An 18,005-nucleotide genomic window follows, 5' to 3' on the forward strand; every position below is an offset into this window, starting at 1 on the left:
ATCCCTGTGTGAAAGTAGGTCATCGTCAGGCTCTTATGCTGGAAACCCCCTCTCTGTGAATTCGCAGAGACGGGGTTTGCCTTTTGCCACCAAGCGGCGCTTGTTCACAAGCCCCAGGACGCAAGAGGCCTTGCCCCAGCGGTCTGAAGAAAAAATCTTCAGTCCCCTGGGTCAAGGCGCAGGAAACTGTGTCATAATTGGTTGATTGCGGGATTAGCTCAGTTGGTAGAGCGATACCTTGCCAAGGTATAGGTCGAGAGTTCGAGTCTCTTATCCCGCTCCATATTCAAGAAATGCCCCGATTTATCGGGGCATTTTTGTTTTGAGCGTCAGGATCCTGCCCGTCATGAATCGCACGCCTGTCCCCAGTCAAATCCCTACTCACATTCCCTCGTTCCCTTTGCTTGAAGCGGATGTGTTGATCGTCGGTGGGGGACCTGCTGGCTTGATGGCGGCACAATCGCTGCACGAGGCTGGCCACGCCGTTCACCTGTTCGATGCCATGCCCACGGTGGGTCGAAAATTTCTGCTGGCCGGCATTGGTGGACTCAATCTCACGCATGCCGAGCCATTCGACAATTTTGTCGCCCGCTATGGCGCCCGTTCATTGGCCTGTCGAGGCTGGCTTGAGCGTTTCGGACCGCAGGCGGTGCGTGACTGGGCCCAGGGTCTGGGAATCGAAACCTTTGTCGGTTCATCGCAGCGGGTATTTCCCACCGACATGAAGGCCGCGCCCTTGTTGCGCGCCTGGTTGCATCGTTTGCGTCAGACGGCTGCCGGTCCTGCCGTGATCTTTCACATGCGCCAGCGCTGGACTGGCGATTGTTTTCGTGTCGGGGACCGTTGGCAGCTCACTTTCTTGTCCACCGAGGGACTGAACTCCGTGCGAGCTCGCGCGGTGGTCTTTGCGCTGGGCGGTGGCAGTTGGGCGCGTCTGGGCTCGGACGGTGCCTGGACCAGTTGGTTTGAATCTCTGGGTGGTCGCGTGCAGCCCTTGCAGCCTGCCAACTGTGGCTTCGAAGTGGCAGTCGACGGGCGCAAGGGCTGGAGCGAATTTCTCGCCTTGCGTCATGCGGGCAAGCCGCTCAAGAACCTGGCCCTGTCCTTCACCGACAGCCTGGGCCATTCGTTCTGTCGCAAAGGCGAGTTCGTGCTGACCGAGACCGGGGTCGAGGGCAGTCTGATCTATGCGGTGTCCGCGCTGTTGCGCGACGAAATCGGACGCCGTGGTGCCGCCACCTTCGAGCTCGATCTGCGACCCGATCTGAGCCAGGAAAAATTGTGCGCCGAGTTGTCGCGCCCACGCGGTGGCAAATCGCTGTCTAATTTGCTGAAGGCCCGGCTTGGCCTGTGTCCCACGGCGATCGCCTTGCTGCATGAACTGCTGGGGCGCGACGAGCTGGCCGATCCCACGCGGCTGGCCGAGCGCATCAAGTGCCTGCCCGTGACCGCGATCGCTGCGCGCCCCATCGACGAGGCGATCAGCACGGCAGGTGGGCTGGCCCTGGAATCCCTGACGCCCGGACTGATGCTGCGGGAGCAGCCGGGCCTGTTCTGCGCGGGAGAGATGCTGGACTGGGAGGCGCCCACCGGGGGCTACCTGTTGACTGCCTGCCTGGCGAGCGGCAAGGTGGCTGGGGAAAGCGCCAGTGACTATCTGAAGCAGCCGTGATCCCCGCTTGGGGCCATCGGGATGGAGTTCCCGATGGCGGCCCGCTTCACTTGCCCCAGCTGTCCTTCAGCCCGACGGCGCGGTTGAATACCGGCTGGCCTGGCGCGTGGTCAAGGCGGTCGGCGACGAAGTAGCCGTGGCGCTCGAACTGGAACTTCTGGTCCGGCTTGGCCTGTGCCAGCGAGGGCTCGACAAAGCCGCTCACGACCTTCAGGCTGTTCGGGTTCAGGCTGGCCAGGAAGTCCTTGCCGCCGGCGTCCGGCTGCGCGTCGCTGAACAGGCGGTCGTAGAGCCGGATCTCGGCCGATACGCCGTCCGCCACGCCGACCCAGGTGATGGCGGCCTTGGCCTTGACGCTGTCAGCGCCTGGGGTGCCGCTCTTGGTGTCGGGGATCAGTTGCGCCTGGACCTCGGTCACGCGGCCTTCGGCGTCGCGCAGGCAGCCGGTGCATTCGATCACATAGGCGCCCTTGAGGCGCACCTTGTTGCCTGGGAACAGGCGCTTGTAGCCCTTCGGGGGCACTTCCTCGAAGTCCTCGCGTTCGATCCAGACTTCCCTGCCGATCGAGAACTGGCGCGCGGCCGGTTCGGGCTGGCCTTCAGGCACATGGGGCAGGGCGGGCAGGGTGCAAGGCTCCAGGTGGCCGGCACCCATGACTTCGTCCCAGTTTGTCAGCACCAGCTTGACCGGATCGAGCACGGCCATGCCGCGATATGCCTTGGCTTCGAGGTCCTCGCGCAGGCAGCCTTCGAGCGTGCTGTAGTCGATCCAGCTGTCGCTCTTGGTCACGCCGATGCGCTCGGCGAACAGCTGGATGGAGGCGGGCGTATAGCCGCGCCGGCGCAGGCCGACGATGGTCGGCATGCGCGGGTCATCCCAGCCGCTGACCTTGCCTTCGTTGACCAGTTGCGCGAGCTTGCGCTTGCTGGTGATGACGTAGCTCAGGTTCAGGCGCGCGAACTCGTACTGGTGCGGAGCCGGAGCGGCCAGCAGGCCGGCTTCGATCAGGCGCTCCAGCAGCCAGTCGTAGAAGGGGCGCTGGTCCTCGAACTCGAGCGTGCAGATGCTGTGCGTGATGTTTTCCAGCGCGTCCTCGATCGGGTGTGCGAAGGTGTACATCGGGTAGATGCACCACTTGTCTCCGGTGTTGTGGTGGGTGGCTCGGCGGATGCGGTAGATCGCCGGATCACGCAGGTTGATGTTGGGCGAGTCCATGGCTATCCTGGCGCGCAGCACGGCGGCGCCATCGGCGAGTTCGCCGTCGCGCATCTGGCGGAAACGCGTCAGGTTCTCGGCCGGCGTACGGCTGCGATAGGGGCTGTCGACGCCGGGCCTGGAGAAGTCGCCACGGTTGGCGCGCATCTGCTCGGGCGTCTGCTCATCGACATAGGCATGACCGCGCTCGATCAGCGCCTCGGCGGCGCGGTACATGAAGTCGAAGTAGTCGCTGGCCTGGTAGGGCGCGGCATCGGGCGCGCCGTTCCAGTCGAAGCCCAGCCACTTGACCGCGTCGATGATGCTGTCGACGTACTCGGTGTCTTCCTTCTCGGGGTTGGTGTCGTCGAAGCGCAGGTGGCAGACGCCGCCGTAATCGCGCGCGAGGCCGAAGTTCAGGCAGATCGACTTGGCATGGCCGACATGCAGATAGCCGTTGGGCTCGGGCGGAAAACGCGTGCGGATCCTGGCGGGGTCGTGCGGTGCGCTGGCGTGATGGGCGGCATCGCCTGGGCTGCCAGCCCAGCGACGGCTGGCGTAGCTGCCCTTGGCCAGGTCATGCTCGATGATCTGGCGCAGGAAGTTGCTGGGCTTGGTCGCGCCTTCTTCGGGCGCTGCGGGGGTATGGGACGCGGAACTCATGACTTGGATTTTAGAGGCGACGGGTTTACCATTGCGGGTTTTTTTCTGATTAATAGTGCCTGTCGCCCGTCATGGGTGGTCGGTCGGAGTCGCACAGATGTCGGTCACAGGAGTTTCAAGCGTTGGGCGGATGGCCCTGGTCGATGCCCTGAAGGCGCTGGGGTCGCAGTTCATCGTGCTGCACCACCTCGCTTTCTACGGGCCCATGTCGGACTGGACCCAGGTCTTGTGGCCTGAGCTGATCGATTGGTTGAGCCGGGATGCCCGCATGGCGGTGCAGGTCTTCCTGGTCGTGGGCGGCTTCCTGGCGGCGCGCAGTCTGGCGCCGCGCGGTGTGCTGCTGACGCAGCAGCCGCTGATGCTGCTCAGGAAGCGCTATCTGCGCACGGCCGCGCCCTATCTGGCCGCCTTGCTGCTGAGCCTGTTGTGCACCGAGTTCGCGCGCCACTGGATGGAGCACGACTCGCTGCCTGAACGGGCCGAGCTGGGGCAGTTCCTGGCCCATGCGCTGCTGCTGCATGGCGTGCTGGGTTTCGATTCGATCTCGGCCGGCGTCTGGTATGTGGCGATCGACTTCCAGTTGTTCGCCTTGCTGCTGGGCTTGCTCTGGGTGGCGCGCGCGCTCAATGGGCGGCTGGCCTTGAGCGCCACGCTGCTGCTGCTGGGCGTGATCTTGTCGCTCTATGGTTTCAACCTCGATTCGGACTGGGACAATTGGGCGCTCTATTTCCTGGGCTCCTATGGGCTGGGGGCGCTGGCCTACTGGGCGGCACAGCCGCGCCATGGTCTCAAGGGCCTGGGCTGGCTGTTGCTGTTCACCCTGTTGGTGGTGGGGGCCTTGGCGGTGGAGTTCCGCGAACGGATCGCGCTGGCGCTGGTGGTCGCGCTCTTGCTTGGCGTCGCCCAGCAGGGGCAATGGCTGCATCGGTGGCCGCGGGGGCGCGCCTGGGCCTACTTCGGACAGATCTCCTATTCGGTGTTCCTGCTCAATTTTCCGGTGGCCTTGGTGGTCAACGCGCTCTTTACCCGCTTTGCCCCGGCCGATTCCTGGGTGCAGACCGGTGGCGTGCTGTTGGCCTGGGCGGCCTGCAACCTGGCCGGAGCCGCCTTCTTTCACCTGGTCGAGCAGCCGCTGGGCCGCTGGGGCAGCAGTCCCCGTTTACCCGTTGATACATCTGTCACAAGTCGTGGCAGCTTGTAAGCGGGCTTTGACGCTTTAATCACCCCAAGTGCGTGAGTACGCGCACAAGGAGTGGAATATGAAGCAAGTCGAAACTCGTGCGCAGCTGGAGCGCAGCCCCCGGATCCTCTCGTCCAGCTTCTCCGGTCTGGTGCTGGGCCTGGGGCTGGCACTGGGCGCAGCCGGGGCGCAGGCGGGGGATGTGTACTGGTCGCTCGGGATGCAGAGTCCCGGCGTGGTGATCGGAGCCAGCAATGCCGCTCCGGTCTATGTCGCGCCGGCACCGGTGGTCGTCTATCCGGCACCGCGGGTCATGGCCCCGCCGGTCTATGGCGCGGCCTGGGCTCCGCCCGGTCATTACCAGCGCAAGCATCACAAGCACCACTGGAAACATGACCATCATGGCTGGGAGGGCCGGGGGGGCTGGGATGACGATGGGCGTCGTGGCCATGGACGGTACTGAGCGGGTCACCCGGCGGGATTACACTGGGAGGTTTTAATCAATCTGCCAGTCTGATGGATACTTTGCTGCTACTGAAGGCCGCCCTGATGGGCGTTGTCGAGGGCCTGACCGAATTCCTGCCGATCTCGTCGACCGGCCACCTGATCCTGGCGGGCTCCCTGCTCCAAATGCATGATGACAAGGGCAAGGTGTTCGAGATCGCGATCCAGACCGGTGCCATCTTTGCCGTGATCCTGGTCTACTGGCAGCGCCTGCGCGACACGGTCGTGCAGTTGCCGAGCCAGGTCAAGGCGCAGCGCTTCGCCGCCAATGTCCTGACCGCTTTCTTTCCGGCTGTGCTGCTGGGCCTGCTGTTTGGCAAGACGATCAAGGCGCACCTGTTCACGCCCACGGTGGTGGCGAGCACCTTCATCGTCGGCGGCCTGATCATTCTCTGGGCCGAGCGGCGCCAGGCACGCGCCGAGACCGCGCCGCGCATCCTGTCGGTGGACCAGATGAGTGGCCTGGACGCGCTCAAGGTCGGCCTGGTGCAATGTCTGGCGCTGGTGCCGGGCACCAGCCGCAGCGGCGCCACCATCATTGGCGGCATGTTCCTGGGCCTGTCGCGCCAGGTGGCCACCGAGTTCTCCTTCTACCTCGCGATCCCGACCCTGATCGGCGCCGGCTGCTACAGCCTGTACAAGGAACGCGCGCTGCTGAGCCTGGCCGATCTGCCCCAGTTCGGCGTCGGGCTGCTGTTTGCCTTCATCAGCGCCTGGCTCTGCATCCGCTGGCTGCTGCGTTTCGTCGCCAGCCACAGCTTCACGGGCTTTGCCTGGTATCGCATCGCCTTCGGCCTGCTGATCCTGCTGACCGCCCAGCAGGGCTGGGTGGTCTGGGCTGATTGAGTCGTCCTGGCCAGTCAGATCAGGCGCTCGCCGGCATTGGCGATCTTCCTGAGCGGCTGGTTGCGCTTGCTCGGGTGCAGCAGAGGTACCTCGGTCGCGTGGCCATCCCAGGCCGGGTGCTCGATCGCGTCGAAGACCTCGCGCAGTTTCTCGCCCCAGGTGGTGCGCACCATCTGGAAGTAGGGGTTGTTCTCGTCGATGCAGACGATCTTGTCGCTCTCGAGCCGGTTCACCTCGTAGACCGCCAGGTCCAGCGGCAGTCCGACCGAGAGGTTGGACTTGAGCGTCGAGTCCATCGAGACCAGCACGCATTTGGCGGCCTCGTCGAGCGGGGTGGTCGGCGTGATCACGCGGTCGAGCACGGGCTTGCCGTACTTGGATTCGCCGACCTGGAAGAACGGCGTCTCGGGCGTGGCCTCGATGAAGTTGCCGGCCGAGTAGACCTGGAACAGGCGCATGGCTTCGCCGGCGATCTGGCCGCCGAAGATCATGCTGACGTTGAAATCGACGCCGGCGCGGCGCAGCGCCTCGCCGTCCCGTTCATGCACATGGCGCACGGCCTGGCCCAGCACGCGCGCGGCATCGAACATGCTCCTGGCGTTCCAGATCGTGATCGGCTCGTCGCTGCCGGGGTCCTTGAGGTGCTCGGACTGCAGGATCTCGCGGATCGACTGCGAGATGCTCAGGTTGCCGGCCGACAGCAGGCACATGAAGCGGTCGCCCGGCTTCTCGTAGACGATCATCTTGCGGAAGGTGCTGATCTGGTCCAGCCCGGCGTTGGTGCGGGAGTCGGACAGGAAGACCAGTCCGGCGTTGAGTTTGACGGCGACGCAGTAAGTCATGCTTGGGTTTGGAGTTTCTTGAGCAAATAGAGTTGTTCGAGCGCCTCGCGCGGGCTCAGCAGATCGGGGTCCACGGCGGCCAGGGCCTGCTCGACCCGGCTGGGCTCGGGCGTGGCGGCGGCCGGCGGCGGGGCGAACAGGTCGACCTGGGCCGTGGCGCTGGCGCTGTGTGCTTCGAGCGCCTCCAGCGCGTGGCGAGCCTGTTGCACCACCGCGCCTGGCACCCCGGCCAGACGCGCGACCTGCACGCCATAGCTGCGGCTGGCCGGTCCGGGTTCGATCTGGTGCAGGAAGACGATGTCGCGCCCCTGGCTCTCGGCCGCGCTGACATGCACGTTGAGCGCGGCATAGTGGGTGGCGGGAAATTCAGTCAATTCAAAGTAATGGGTGGCGAACAGGGTGAAGGCCTTGACCTTGTCGTGCAGGTGGGTCGCGATGGCCGAGGCCAGCGCGAGGCCGTCGAAGGTCGAGGTGCCGCGCCCGATCTCGTCCATCAGCACCAGGCTGTGTGGTGTGGCTGTATGCAAGATCTGTGCCGCCTCGGTCATCTCCAGCATGAAGGTCGACTGCGCGTTCGCGAGGTCGTCGGCCGCGCCGATGCGGGTGTGGATGGCGTCCAGCGGCCCCAGGCGGCAGCTCTCGGCTGGCACATAGCTGCCCATGCTCGCGAGCAACGCGATCACCGCCACCTGGCGCATGTAGGTCGATTTGCCGCCCATGTTGGGGCCGGTGATGACCTGCAGGCGGGCCTTTTGACCCAGCACCGTGTCGTTCGGGATGAAGTTGCCGGAGCCGGTTTCGGCCATCCTGGCCTCGACCACCGGATGACGGCCGGCGCGGATCTCGATGCAGGGCTCGAATACGAACTGCGGCTCGCACCAATTCAGTGTGAGCGAGCGCTCGGCCAGCGCGCACAGCGCATCCAGGCTGGCCAGTGCGCGCGTCAGCGCGCCAAGCGCTTGTACATGGGCTTGCAGCTGGTCGAGCAGGCCCTCGTAGAGCCATTTCTCGCGTGCCAGCGCGCGCTCCTGGGCGCTGAGCGCCTTGTCCTCGAAGGCCTTCAGCTCGGGCGTGATGAAGCGTTCGGCGTTCTTGAGCGTCTGGCGCCGGCGGTAGTTGTCGGGCACCCGGTCGAGACCGCTGGCGGTGACCTCGATGTAGAAGCCATGCACCTTGTTGTACTGCACGCGCAGGTTGGCGATGCCGGTGCGTTCGCGCTCGCGCGCTTCCAGCGCCAGCAGGAAGCTGTCGCAGTTGTTCTGGATCGCGCGCAGCTCGTCGAGATCCGGATCGAAGTCATGGTTGATCACGCCGCCGTCGCGCACCAGCGCCGCCGGCTCGGGCAGCAGGGCGCGCTGCAGCAGGCTGGCGCAGTCCTCGGGCGGTTCGAGTTCGCGTGCGAGCTCGGCCAGCAAGGATGCCTGGTCTTGGCCTTGATGTACCGCGGCATCCCGCAGCACCTGCTGCAAGCCCCGCGACACGCTGACCGCCTTCTCCAGCGTGTGGACCAGGCCGACCAGCTCGCGCGGGCGCACCTGGCGCAGCGCGATGCGCGCGGTGATGCGCTCGACGTCCGATGCGCCCTTCAACGCCAGCCGCAGCGGCTCGTGCGGGCCGGCACGCAATTGGCCGATGGCCCGCAGCCGCCTGCGCGCTGGCGCGCGGTCGCGTGTCGGCTCAAGCAGCCAGCGCTTGAGCTGACGGCTGCCCATGCCGGTCTGGCAGCTGTCGAGCAGCGAGAACAGGGTCGGCGCCGCCTCGCCGCGCAGGGTCTGGGTCAGTTCAAGGTTGCGCCGGGTCGTGGCGGGCAGGTCGATCAGTTCCTGTGGCCGTGCCACCTGCAGCTGGCGCAGATGTGCCAGCGCCCGGCCCTGGGTGTGCTCGGCGTAGTCGAGCAGGGCCGAGGCGGCGGCATGTGCCAGCGGCAGCTCCTGCGCGCCCCAGCCGGCCAGGCTGGCCGCCTGCAGCTGGGCGCAGAGCTTGCGCTCGCCCAGGGCGGGGTCGAAGGACCAGGCCGGGCGCAAGGCCAGGCTCAGGCGCGCACCAGCGCCAGCCTGTGCCAGCGCTGGCCATTGGCGCTGCAGCTCCTGCAAGGCCTGCTCGAACGCGGGCGTGACCTCGGCGCTGTGCAGCAGTTCGCTCGGGGCGATGCGCACGATCCAGGCGCGCAATTCGTCGGCCGGGCATTGCGCCAGGTACAGCACGCCCTGGGTCACGCTGAGCCAGGCCAGGCCGCAGCTTGCGCGCGGCCCGGCATGGACCGCGAGCAGCACCGACTCGCTCTTGTCGCTCAGCAACTCGCTGTCGGTCAAGGTGCCGGGCGTGACCACGCGCATCACCTTGCGCTCGACCGGGCCCTTGGAGGTGGCCGGGTCGCCGATCTGCTCGCAGATGGCGACCGACTCGCCAAGCCGGATCAGGCGCGCGAGATAGGTCTCCAGCGAATGGAAGGGCACGCCCGCCATCACCACCGGCTCGCCGGCCGACTGGCCGCGCTTGGTCAGCGTGATGTCGAGCAGGCGCGCGGCCTTCTCGGCGTCGTCCCAGAACAGCTCGTAGAAGTCGCCCATGCGGTAGAACAGCAGGGTGCCTGGGTGGTCGGCCTTCAGGCGCAGGTATTGCGCCATCATCGGGGTGTGCTTGTCGAGATCGGGAACGGCTCGGGTCTGGACTTTTTCTGTAGGCATCATGACGGTGTGGATTGTCGCAGGCCTTGGGAAGTGCACTTTTTCTTTCATCGTCCTATACTGAATCCACAAGGGGGGTTCGGGATATGTTGGCCTTCGACGCTTCTGCGGGATCTTGAGCCATGGCTGAGCCCAGCTGCTCCGACCGCTTGCAGCCTTCGCTGCTCGACCGCCTGACCGATGACAACCCGCAGCATCAGAACGAGCCGGTCGAGGCGCGCGTGCTGAGCAAGGGCCAGTTGCGCGCCGCGGTGCTGCGCGACTTGACTTGGCTGATGAATTCGACCCGGCTGGGTGCTTCCGAGTCGCTCGAAGCCTGGCCCGAGGTCGAGCGCTCGGTGCTGAACTACGGGCTGCCGGCCTTCTCCGGCGAGACGGCATCCACGCTGGACGTGAAGGGGCTTGAGCGCGCGATCCGCGAGGCCATCCTGCGCTTCGAGCCGCGCATACTGGCCGACCGGCTGGAGGTCCAGGCGATCGTGCAGGACAGCGTGCTGGGCTGGCACAATGTGGTCAGCGTCAGGATCAGTGGCCAGATCTGGGCCCAGCCGGTGCCGCTCGAGATGATGCTGCGCACCGAGGTGGACCTGGAGACCGGGCAGGTCTCGCTCTCCGAGCTCAAGGCCTAGGGGGCCGCCGCATGGACCGCCGCCTGCTGGACCACTACAACCGCGAGCTCGGTCACCTGCGTGAGCTCGGCGCCGAGTTCGCTGCCGAATTTCCCAAGATCGCCTCCCGCCTGGGCATGCGCGGCAGCGAGGTCGTGCTCGACCCCTATGTCGAGCGCCTGCTCGAAGGGACGGCCTTCCTCGCGGCGCGGGTGCAGCTCAAGCTCGACGCCGAGTTTCCGCGTTTCACCCAGCATCTGCTGGAGATGCTGTATCCGCATTACCTGGCGCCCACGCCGGCGATGCTGATCGCGCAATGCCAGCCGATACTGGGTGATGCCAATCTGGCGGCTGGCAGCTTGCTGCCGCGTGGCACGGCGATCCGCAACGGGCCGGAGCGGGCCGATGGCGTGGCGTGCGAGTTCCGCACCGGGCGCGACCTGGCGCTGTGGCCGCTGGAGTTGCTGCAGGCGCGCTATTTCAGCTTCGCGTCCGATCTGCCGCTGGGCGAACTGGCCCTGCCGGCCCGCTGCCAGGGCGGGGTCAGGCTCAAGCTGCGCGCGACCGCCGGGCTGCAATTCGCTGGCCTCAAGCTCGATGCGCTGCGCTTTTTCCTGGGCGGCGCACAGGATGTCGCGCACAAGCTGCACGAGCTGATCGGGTCCTCGGCCCTGGGGGTGCTGGTCCGGGGCGGCGCGGGCGGCGATCGTGGCTGGAAGTTCCTGCCGGGCAGCCGCGTCAGCCTGGTCGGTTTCGAGCAGGATGAGGCGCTGCTGCCGACGAGCGCGCGCGGCTTCGACGGCTATCGGCTGCTGCAGGAGTATTTCTCCTTTCCCGCGCGCTTCCTGTTCTTCGAGGTCGACGGGCTGGCGCCGCTGCTGGCAGCTCAGAGCTGTGCCGAGATCGAGCTGGTGTTGCTGTTCGACCGCGGTGACGCCGGGCTGGAGGCGCAGGTCGATGCCTCCAATTTCCTGCTGCATTGCGTGCCGGCCATCAACCTGTTCGAGCGCCGCCTGGACCGGATCCAGGTCCAGCCCGGCGAGCCGGAGTTCCACGTCGTGGCCGACCGGACCCGGCCGACCGACTACGAGATCTATGACCTGCTCGAAGTCTCCGGCCACGGCAGCACCCAGGGCGAGCAGCGCTTTGACGCCTTCTATTCGACTCGGCGCGGGGCTGGGCACAAGCCCGACGGCTACTTCACGTTGCGGCGCGAGCCCAGGCTGCTGAGCGAGAGCCAGCGCCGTGGCCGCCGCCTGACCGGCTATGTCGGCAGCGAGGTCTTTCTGGCGCTGGTCGACCCGAGCGAGGCGCCTTATCCGGCCGCCTTGCGTCAGCTGTCGCTGCGCGCGCGCTGCACCAACCGCGACTTGCCGCTGCTGCTGGCGCTGGGTGCCGGTCGCGGCGATTTCGTGCTCGAGGTGGCGGCGCCGGTGGAAAGCATACGCTGCATCAAGGGGCCTTCGCGGCCCTATTCGGCACTGGCGCAGGATGCCGAGGCCTGGAAGTTCATCAGCCAGCTGTCGCTCAACTACCTGTCGCTGCTCGACAGCAGTGCTGCGGACGAGGGGGCGGCCGCGCTGCGGGAACTGCTCGGGCTGCACGCCCGCACGGCCGATCCCGGCCTGCGCCGCCATGTCGAGGGGCTGCGCTCGGTGCGCTGTGCGCCGGTGGTCGCGCGCCTGCCGATGCCGGGGCCGCTGTGCTTCGGACGCGGCGTCGAGATCACGCTTGAATTCGACGAACTGGCCTTCGAGGGCGGCAGCGCCTTCCTGTTCGGCTGCGTGCTCGAGCGCTTTTTCGCGCGCCATGTCTCGCTCAACGGCTTCACCGAGACGGTGCTGCGCACGCTCACGCGCGGCGAGATCATGCGCTGGGGGGCCCGGTGCGGGACGCGGCCGATACTGTGAGCGGCGGCTTGCCGGTGCAGGGCACCGGCCGTCCGACCCGTCGCGAGGATCTGTTCGCGGCGCTCGCTGCCGAGCCCTGGAAATGGAGCTATTTCCAGGCCCTGCGCCTGCTCGAATGCCTGGCTTCCGACCTGCCGCGCCTGGGCATGGCCAGCCGGCCCGCTGATGAGATCGTGCGCCTGGGCCAGCAGCCTTCGCTGTCCTTCGCGCCGGCCAGCCTGGCCGGACTGACTCCGGGCCACGCGGGTGTGCCGCCCCGGATCGAGGTCAGCTTCCTGGGGCTGTTCGGGCCCAACGGGCCGCTGCCGCTGCACCTGACCGAATACGCCCGCAACCGCCTGTTGCACGCTGGCGATGCGAGTTTCGCGCGCTTCGCCGACCTGATCCACCACCGCTTTCTCAGCTTGTTCTACCGGGCCTGGGCCCAGGCCCAGCCCTGCGTCAGCCTGGACCGGCCCGGGCAGGACCGTTTCGGCCGCTATGTCGGCTCGCTGTGCGGCCTGGGCCTGGACAGTCTGCGCGAGCGCGATGCGATGCCCGATCACGCCAAGCTGCACCATGCCGGCCTGCTGGGACGTCAGGTCCGCAACGCCGAGGGCCTGGCCACCATGCTGTCCGGTTTTCTCGGGCTGCCGGTGGCGGTCGAGCAGTTCGTCGGTCACTGGATGACCTTGCGCGAGCGCGACCGCACCTGGCTGGGCAGTGGCCGCGGCGGCCTGGGACGTGAGGCCGTGCTGGGCGCAAGAGTCTGGGACCGGCAGCACAAGTTCAGGCTGCGGATCGGGCCGCTCTCGCTGCCGGATTACGAGGGCCTGTTACCGGGCGCAGGCGGCATCGAGACGCTGGTCGACGCCGTGCGCAATTACGTCGGTATCGAACAGGAATGGGATGTGCGCCTGATGCTGCGGGCCGATGGCGTGCCGCGCCTGCTGCTGGACGGCGGCGCGCGGCTGGGCTACAGCAGCTGGCTGGGGCGGTGTCGCAGCGACCGGCCGGCCGATGACCTGGTGCTCGATGCGCCACATCGCATCGCACCGCACCGCACCGGGCTGGGGCGCGGGGCAGCGGGTTTCACGAAACCGCCTGGCGATCAGGCCGTTCAGGGAGGCAGCAATGGAGGCATGGTCGGGTGATCGGCGCGTCAGGATCGCCTGCGCGCTTGACGACGCATTCTGGTTCGAGCGGCTCGATGGCAGCGACGGGCTGTCGCGCAACGGCGAATACCAGCTCGTGCTGCTGTGCCGACGCGGCGACCTGTCGGCGGCGGAGCTGCTGGGCAAGCCGTTTTCGGTCGAGGTGGAGCTGCCGTCGGGCGGCGTGCGGCAGTTCAACGGCTTGGCTGCCAGTTTTTCCTTGCTTGGCAGCCGGGGCCGGCTGCACCGTTACCAGGTCGTGCTGCGGCCCTGGACCTGGATGCTGACGCGGCGCAGCGACAGCCGCATCTTCCAGGACCAGACCACGCAGCAGATCCTGCAGGCGGTGTTTGCCGGCCACCCCTATGCGGATTTCCGCTTCGAGCTCGCTGGTGACTACGCCCCCCGGTCCTATTGCGTGCAGTACCGCGAGACCGACTACCAGTTCATGGCCCGGCTGATGGAGCAGGAGGGCATGCATGGCTTCTTCGAGCATGCGGGCGGACGGCATACCCTGGTGCTGGCCGACAGCGGCAGGCCGCATGCGCCAGTGCCAGGCTACGAGTGGGTGGATTTTCTGGAGCCAGAACCCGGAGCTGGCCTGCAGCGCGAAGGCCTGCATGCCTGGACCGGCACGGCCGAGATTCAGCCCACGCGTCAGGTGCTGCGCGATCACGATTTCGAGAAGCCGCGCGCCGACCTGCAGGCCAAGGGCGAGCCGGCGCGGCCCGTCGGGCATGACCACGCGCGCGACCTGGAAAGCTACGACCATCCCGGTGGCTACCGTGAGCGCGCCCAGGGCGAGCGCCTGGCCCGCATCCGGGCCGAGGCGTTCCGCCAGCAGCACGAGCTCTTCCAGGGCGAGGGCAATGCCGCCGGGCTCGCGCCGGGTGCGCTGTTCCGGCTGCAGTCGCATCCCCGGCCAGACCAGAATCGAGACTACCTGGTCACAGCCGCCGAATACCGCCTGCGGGAGAGTGGCCGCGAGGCCGGCGAACTGTCCGATGAAGCGGCCAGCGCGGCGGAGGAACCCTGGTTCAGTGTTCGCCTGGCCGCGATTCCCGCTGAGCAGGAGTATCGCCCGCCGCTGCTGACGCCCAGGCCGGTGGTCCAGGGGCCGCAGACCGCCGTGGTCACGGGGCCGCAAGGCGACGAGATCCACACCGACCGCTATGGCCGCGTCAAGGTCCGGTTCCACTGGGATCGACTCGGTCGCGGCGACCAGGACAGCTCCTGCTGGATCCGGGTCGCCCATCCCTGGGCCGGTCAGAACTGGGGCATGGTCGCGATCCCGCGCATTGGCCAGGAGGTGGTGGTCGAGTTTCTCGAAGGCGACCCGGACCGCCCCATCATCACCGGCAGCGTCTACAACGCCGACCAGATGCCGCCCTACGAACTGCCCCGGCACATGACGCAAAGCGGCATCAAGTCGCGCTCGACTCCCGGCGGCAATGGCTCCCACTACAACGAGATCCGCTTCGAGGACAAGCGCGGCGCAGAGGAGTTGCGCCTGCACGCCGAGCGCGATCAGCTGCTGCACACGCGCCACGACCGGATCGAATCGGTCGATCACGAGAGCCACCTGACCGTGGGCCGGGACCTGCTGGAACGCATCGACGGCGAGCATCACCTGAAGGTTGGCGGCGACCAGAATGTCGAGCTCGGTGGCAGCCATTCGTTCAGCGTCGGCCAGGACTGGCAGGGGCGGGTAGGCCTGCGGATGACCGCCGAGGCGGGCCAGGAGATTCACCTGAAGGCCGGCCTGAAACTGGTGCTGGAGGCGGGGGCCCAGCTCACGCTCAAGGTGGGCGGCAGCTTCATCCAGCTCGGGCCGGACGGGGTCACCCTGGCCGGTGCCTCGGTCAGCATCAATGGCGGCGGCGTCCCCGGCAGCGGATCGGGAGCCAGTCCGGAGCCGCCCAGGCCACCGCGCGCCGCTGTCTCGTCGCAAGGGGGCGGCAAGCGCCCGGTGGCGGCACCGCCTGATTCCGCTTCACCCTCCCGGCAGGCACAGGCGCTCAGGCGCGCGCGCGACGGCGCGAGTGCCTTCGTCGAGCCATGTCCGGATTGAGGAGGCCTGGTGGATCACGCCCATTCCCTGCACAGCCGGCTCTGGCGCGAGCCGGGGCTCAAGCCCTGGGTGGCGCTCGATGGCGCCGGCGTCGCGGACTTGCTGCCGCGTTTGCACCATCCTGCGGCACCGCGCTGGGCCTGCCTGTTCCACGGCCGGCTCGAACCCGGTGTCGCCGCGCTCGCGCCCTATCTGCTGGAGGTCCCGCGTCAGGGGCCTTGGCGCGACTGGCTGCTGTCGGGCTGGGGCAGCCACTGGGGGGTCTATCTGCAGGCCCCCGAGGCCATGGACCTGGCCTCAGTGCGCCGCCACCTGCGCAAGCTGGCCATCGCCTACGGACCGGCCGGCGAATCGCTGCTGTTTCGCTGGTACGACCCGCGCGTGCTGCGGCTGGCGGCGCCTGGGCTGGAAGCCCGTCAGCTGCAGGCCCTGTTCGGGCCGCTGCGCGGCTTCCTGTTCGAGGGCGCCGCACCCGGGCAGGGGCTGGCGCTGGAGTTGGCGGGTGGCGCACTGACCATGAGCCGGTTCTGATTGGCTCAGGGCTGGCGGTCACTGTCGCCCTCGATTTCACGCAGCGTCAGCGCCATGGCGCCATAGTCGACCTTGCAGTCGGACGCTGGCGCGCAGTCAGGCACGCCGGCCAGGGCGGGGCGGCCGAGGTCGGAATCCGCCAGGGTCTGCTCGACCTTGACAGCGCTGGCCGACAGCATGACGCCGTCCGGTGTCAGTCCCAGCGCGGAGAAGTCGCGCCGCGACTCCGATGCCAGCAACAGCAGTTCCCATTCACCCGCTGGAGCGTCGGCTTCGTAGTGCCATCTGGGCCGGGGCAGGCGCAGCGCCTGGCCGGCTTCCAGCCGGTGCTCCCGGTCGACTTCATTCGGGAAGATCAGGCTGATCTGGCCATTGGCCTTGTCCCACAGCAGCAGGTAGAGCCAGCCACCGCGGGCGCTGTTGAGTTCCAGGCCCAGGCTGTCGCGTCCCACCCGGAGCGGGTTCTTGACGCCCGAAACAGTCAGCCTGAAGCCGGGGGACGCCGCCATCAGGGTGGCCTGCCAGGCGGCTTGCAGCTGGGCGTCCGCGGCCTTGGCGGAAGGTGGCGTGGGCGGCGTGTCAGCCACCGCTGGCATGCCGGCGGCCACATCCTGCCGAGGCGGAGTCTGGGCTTGATGTGAGGGCTGTGTTCCGTCGGCATACAACAGCCAGCCTCCCGTGACGGCCGCGATGGCCGCTCCGGTCCAGGCCTTGCGCCGGAGCCAGGTGAAATCGCGCGGCTTCGGTGGGTTGGCGCCGACTCCCGGATTGTCTGGCGCGGCTGCAGCCGTCTGTTGGAGTTGATTTGGCTGCGTGCCGAGCAGCGCGCGCATCTGAGTGACCGACTGGGGTCTGTCCTCGCCTTTCACGGCCAGGCAGCGATCCACTGCCTTGAGCAAGGCGGCCGAATAACGCCCGTTGGCCTGGACTTCGAGTGTCGCGAGCGAGTCCTGCACCAGCCGTCCGATCGCGAGCGGCGGCGTCTGCCCCGTGACCATGAAGCGCACCACGGCGCCCAGCGCGTAGAGATCGGTCCAGGGGCCTTGCCGCACGCTGCCAGGCATTTCGGCGTACTGTTCGATCGGCGCGTAGCCGGGCTTGAGGATCACGGTCAGCGCCTGTGTCACGTCGGCGATCACGAGGCGGGCAGCGCCGAAGTCCAGCAGTACAGGTCTGCCATCGGACTGCAGCAGGATGTTGTCGGGCGAGATGTCGCGGTGCAGGCAGCCCTGGCCGTGGACCAGTTCGAGCGCGTCCAGCAGCGGGTCCAGGATGCGGCGTATCCAAGCCTCGTCGGGCGGACCGGACATGGCCTGCCGCGCGGTCTTGAGCGTCGGCCCCTCATAGTAGGGCATGATCAGATACGCGGTCTCGTTGGCTTCCCAGAAGCGGTGCACCTTGACCAGCGCCGGGTGGTCGAAGCGTGCCAGCAGCCTGGCCTCGTTGATGAAGCTTTGCAGCCCTTTTTCATAGACCTCGGCATGGCGACGCGATCGCAGCGTCACCGCATGCCCGCTGCCGCGCGTGGCGAGCGAGGCCGGCAGGTACTCCTTGAGCGCGACCTGGCGCTGCAGCAGGTGGTCATGGGCCAGGTAGACGACGCCGAAGCCGCCCTCGCCGATCAGTCCGGTGATCTCGAACTCATGGAGTCTGGTGCCGACTGGCAGGAAGTCGGGTGGCGTGCTATCGGGCATCAAGGCGCCAGCGCCACCGCCGATGACCAGGGTCTGCTCGCTGCTGGAAGGAAGGGATGAAGCGCTCATGGCATCTCCTCGGTCTTGCGGGTTGGCTGGCCTTCCAGGGTGGAGAAGAGCAGCAAGGTGAAGTCTCTCAGCGCCTGGGCCTTGCGGCCTGGCGAGAGTTCGTCCGAATTCAGGATCTGGGCCAGCGCGGGTATGCGGTGATCGAAGCCCCGTCCCAGCAGCCAGGCGGTCAGCGCGAAGGTGGCCGCCGATTGCTCGTCCTCCAGACCGTAACTGCGAGCCAGTTCGGTCTCTTCCCACAGCGCCTGTGCCAGTGCCTCGTCGTCCATGGCCTCGGCCGGCCGTGGAAAACGGCTTCGTATCAATGCGACCAGCCGATCCAGATAGCTGCTGCGGCCGAGCGCCTCGTACTGGACTGGGCTGAATCCGAGCACCATGATGTTCATCCTTTCCTTGACTG

General features: G+C 67.2%; 14 protein-coding genes and 1 tRNA gene. 10 read left to right on the plus strand and 5 right to left on the minus strand.

Annotated elements, in window-relative coordinates; translation table 11 throughout:
• Positions 1-207 precede the first annotated feature (207 nt).
• Together PHR85_RS06490 and PHR85_RS06495 are read left to right on the plus strand one after the other, a co-directional pair.
• Positions 208-283, plus strand: a tRNA-Gly gene (locus PHR85_RS06490).
• A 63-nt stretch (positions 284-346) separates the two neighbouring features.
• The gene (locus tag PHR85_RS06495) at positions 347-1,672 is read left to right on the plus strand and encodes a TIGR03862 family flavoprotein (RefSeq protein ID WP_300051997.1); all 1,326 of its coding nucleotides are present in this window, start codon (positions 347-349) and stop codon (positions 1,670-1,672) included.
• Positions 1,673-1,718: 46 nt separating this feature from the next.
• Here PHR85_RS06495 and PHR85_RS06500 read toward each other — a convergent pair whose 3' ends face one another.
• Complete coding sequence (locus PHR85_RS06500) at positions 1,719-3,530, minus strand: glutamine--tRNA ligase/YqeY domain fusion protein (protein ID WP_300052000.1); 1,812 nt, start codon at positions 3,528-3,530, stop codon at positions 1,719-1,721.
• Between the two features lie 130 nt (positions 3,531-3,660).
• Between PHR85_RS06500 and PHR85_RS06505 the strand changes: the two genes are divergently transcribed.
• Genes PHR85_RS06505 through PHR85_RS06515 form a run of 3 tightly spaced genes read left to right on the plus strand, consistent with a single transcriptional unit; the run spans position 3,661 to position 6,060 of the window.
• Entirely contained in the window at positions 3,661-4,731 is a 1,071-nt protein-coding gene (locus tag PHR85_RS06505) for an acyltransferase family protein (protein ID WP_300052003.1), read from the plus strand.
• Positions 4,732-4,789: 58 nt separating this feature from the next.
• Positions 4,790-5,173: a hypothetical protein gene (locus tag PHR85_RS06510; protein WP_300052006.1), complete on the plus strand. Its 384-nt coding sequence runs from the start codon at positions 4,790-4,792 to the stop codon at positions 5,171-5,173.
• 53 nt (positions 5,174-5,226) lie between these two features.
• Complete coding sequence (locus PHR85_RS06515; protein WP_300052008.1) at positions 5,227-6,060, plus strand: undecaprenyl-diphosphate phosphatase; 834 nt, start codon at positions 5,227-5,229, stop codon at positions 6,058-6,060.
• Positions 6,061-6,074: 14 nt separating this feature from the next.
• On the opposite strand, the gene PHR85_RS06520 is transcribed toward PHR85_RS06515, so the two are convergent.
• Both PHR85_RS06520 and mutS read right to left on the minus strand, forming a co-directional pair.
• Positions 6,075-6,902 carry a proteasome-type protease gene (locus PHR85_RS06520; RefSeq protein ID WP_300052011.1) on the minus strand — a complete coding sequence of 276 codons (828 nt, stop codon included), beginning with the start codon at positions 6,900-6,902 and terminating at the stop codon, positions 6,075-6,077.
• A complete protein-coding gene (gene mutS / locus PHR85_RS06525; protein WP_300052013.1) occupies positions 6,899-9,592 on the minus strand; it encodes a DNA mismatch repair protein MutS in 2,694 nt (897 codons plus the stop codon). Before mutS ends, PHR85_RS06520 begins: the two co-directional genes overlap by 4 nt.
• A gap of 119 nt (positions 9,593-9,711) precedes the next feature.
• Between mutS and tssE the strand changes: the two genes are divergently transcribed.
• The 5 genes from tssE to PHR85_RS06550 are packed head-to-tail and all read left to right on the plus strand — an operon-like array spanning position 9,712 to position 15,842.
• Complete coding sequence (gene tssE / locus PHR85_RS06530) at positions 9,712-10,218, plus strand: type VI secretion system baseplate subunit TssE (RefSeq protein WP_300052016.1); 507 nt, start codon at positions 9,712-9,714, stop codon at positions 10,216-10,218.
• 11 nt (positions 10,219-10,229) lie between these two features.
• Positions 10,230-12,107, plus strand: coding sequence for a type VI secretion system baseplate subunit TssF (tssF, locus tag PHR85_RS06535; protein ID WP_300052019.1), 1,878 nt, complete (start codon positions 10,230-10,232; stop codon positions 12,105-12,107).
• Positions 12,104-13,240 carry a type VI secretion system baseplate subunit TssG gene (tssG, locus tag PHR85_RS06540; RefSeq protein WP_300052021.1) on the plus strand — a complete coding sequence of 379 codons (1,137 nt, stop codon included), beginning with the start codon at positions 12,104-12,106 and terminating at the stop codon, positions 13,238-13,240. The genes tssF and tssG overlap by 4 nt, the downstream gene beginning before the upstream one ends.
• Positions 13,221-15,311, plus strand: coding sequence for a type VI secretion system Vgr family protein (locus tag PHR85_RS06545; protein WP_300052023.1), 2,091 nt, complete (start codon positions 13,221-13,223; stop codon positions 15,309-15,311). The genes tssG and PHR85_RS06545 overlap by 20 nt, the downstream gene beginning before the upstream one ends.
• Positions 15,312-15,320: 9 nt before the next feature.
• Positions 15,321-15,842 (plus strand): DUF4123 domain-containing protein, encoded by a 522-nt coding sequence (locus PHR85_RS06550; RefSeq protein ID WP_300052025.1) that lies wholly within the window; start codon positions 15,321-15,323, stop codon positions 15,840-15,842.
• Positions 15,843-15,847: 5 nt separating this feature from the next.
• On the opposite strand, the gene PHR85_RS06555 is transcribed toward PHR85_RS06550, so the two are convergent.
• Both PHR85_RS06555 and PHR85_RS06560 read right to left on the minus strand, forming a co-directional pair.
• Entirely contained in the window at positions 15,848-17,605 is a 1,758-nt protein-coding gene (locus PHR85_RS06555) for a serine/threonine-protein kinase (RefSeq protein ID WP_300052027.1), read from the minus strand.
• Positions 17,602-17,982 (minus strand): hypothetical protein, encoded by a 381-nt coding sequence (locus tag PHR85_RS06560; protein ID WP_300052030.1) that lies wholly within the window; start codon positions 17,980-17,982, stop codon positions 17,602-17,604. The genes PHR85_RS06555 and PHR85_RS06560 overlap by 4 nt, the downstream gene beginning before the upstream one ends.
• Between the last annotated feature and the right edge of the window lie 23 nt (positions 17,983-18,005).

Source organism: Malikia sp. (assembly GCF_028687635.1).
Taxonomy (GTDB): Bacteria; Pseudomonadota; Gammaproteobacteria; order Burkholderiales; family Burkholderiaceae_C; genus Malikia.

Bases quoted from the DNA above. Each gene is read 5' to 3' on its own strand.
- tssF (WP_300052019.1), top strand. From the start codon at position 10,230: ATGGACCGCCGCCTGCTGGACCACTACAACCGCGAGCTCGGTCACCTG.
- PHR85_RS06500 (WP_300052000.1), bottom strand. From the start codon at position 3,530: ATGAGTTCCGCGTCCCATACCCCCGCAGCGCCCGAAGAAGGCGCGACC.
- PHR85_RS06515 (WP_300052008.1), top strand. From the start codon at position 5,227: ATGGATACTTTGCTGCTACTGAAGGCCGCCCTGATGGGCGTTGTCGAG.
- PHR85_RS06510 (WP_300052006.1), top strand. From the start codon at position 4,790: ATGAAGCAAGTCGAAACTCGTGCGCAGCTGGAGCGCAGCCCCCGGATC.
- PHR85_RS06505 (WP_300052003.1), top strand. From the start codon at position 3,661: ATGGCCCTGGTCGATGCCCTGAAGGCGCTGGGGTCGCAGTTCATCGTG.
- PHR85_RS06555 (WP_300052027.1), bottom strand. From the start codon at position 17,605: ATGAGCGCTTCATCCCTTCCTTCCAGCAGCGAGCAGACCCTGGTCATC.
- tssE (WP_300052016.1), top strand. From the start codon at position 9,712: ATGGCTGAGCCCAGCTGCTCCGACCGCTTGCAGCCTTCGCTGCTCGAC.
- PHR85_RS06545 (WP_300052023.1), top strand. From the start codon at position 13,221: ATGGAGGCATGGTCGGGTGATCGGCGCGTCAGGATCGCCTGCGCGCTT.
- PHR85_RS06520 (WP_300052011.1), bottom strand. From the start codon at position 6,902: ATGACTTACTGCGTCGCCGTCAAACTCAACGCCGGACTGGTCTTCCTG.
- mutS (WP_300052013.1), bottom strand. From the start codon at position 9,592: ATGATGCCTACAGAAAAAGTCCAGACCCGAGCCGTTCCCGATCTCGAC.
- PHR85_RS06560 (WP_300052030.1), bottom strand. From the start codon at position 17,982: ATGGTGCTCGGATTCAGCCCAGTCCAGTACGAGGCGCTCGGCCGCAGC.
- PHR85_RS06495 (WP_300051997.1), top strand. From the start codon at position 347: ATGAATCGCACGCCTGTCCCCAGTCAAATCCCTACTCACATTCCCTCG.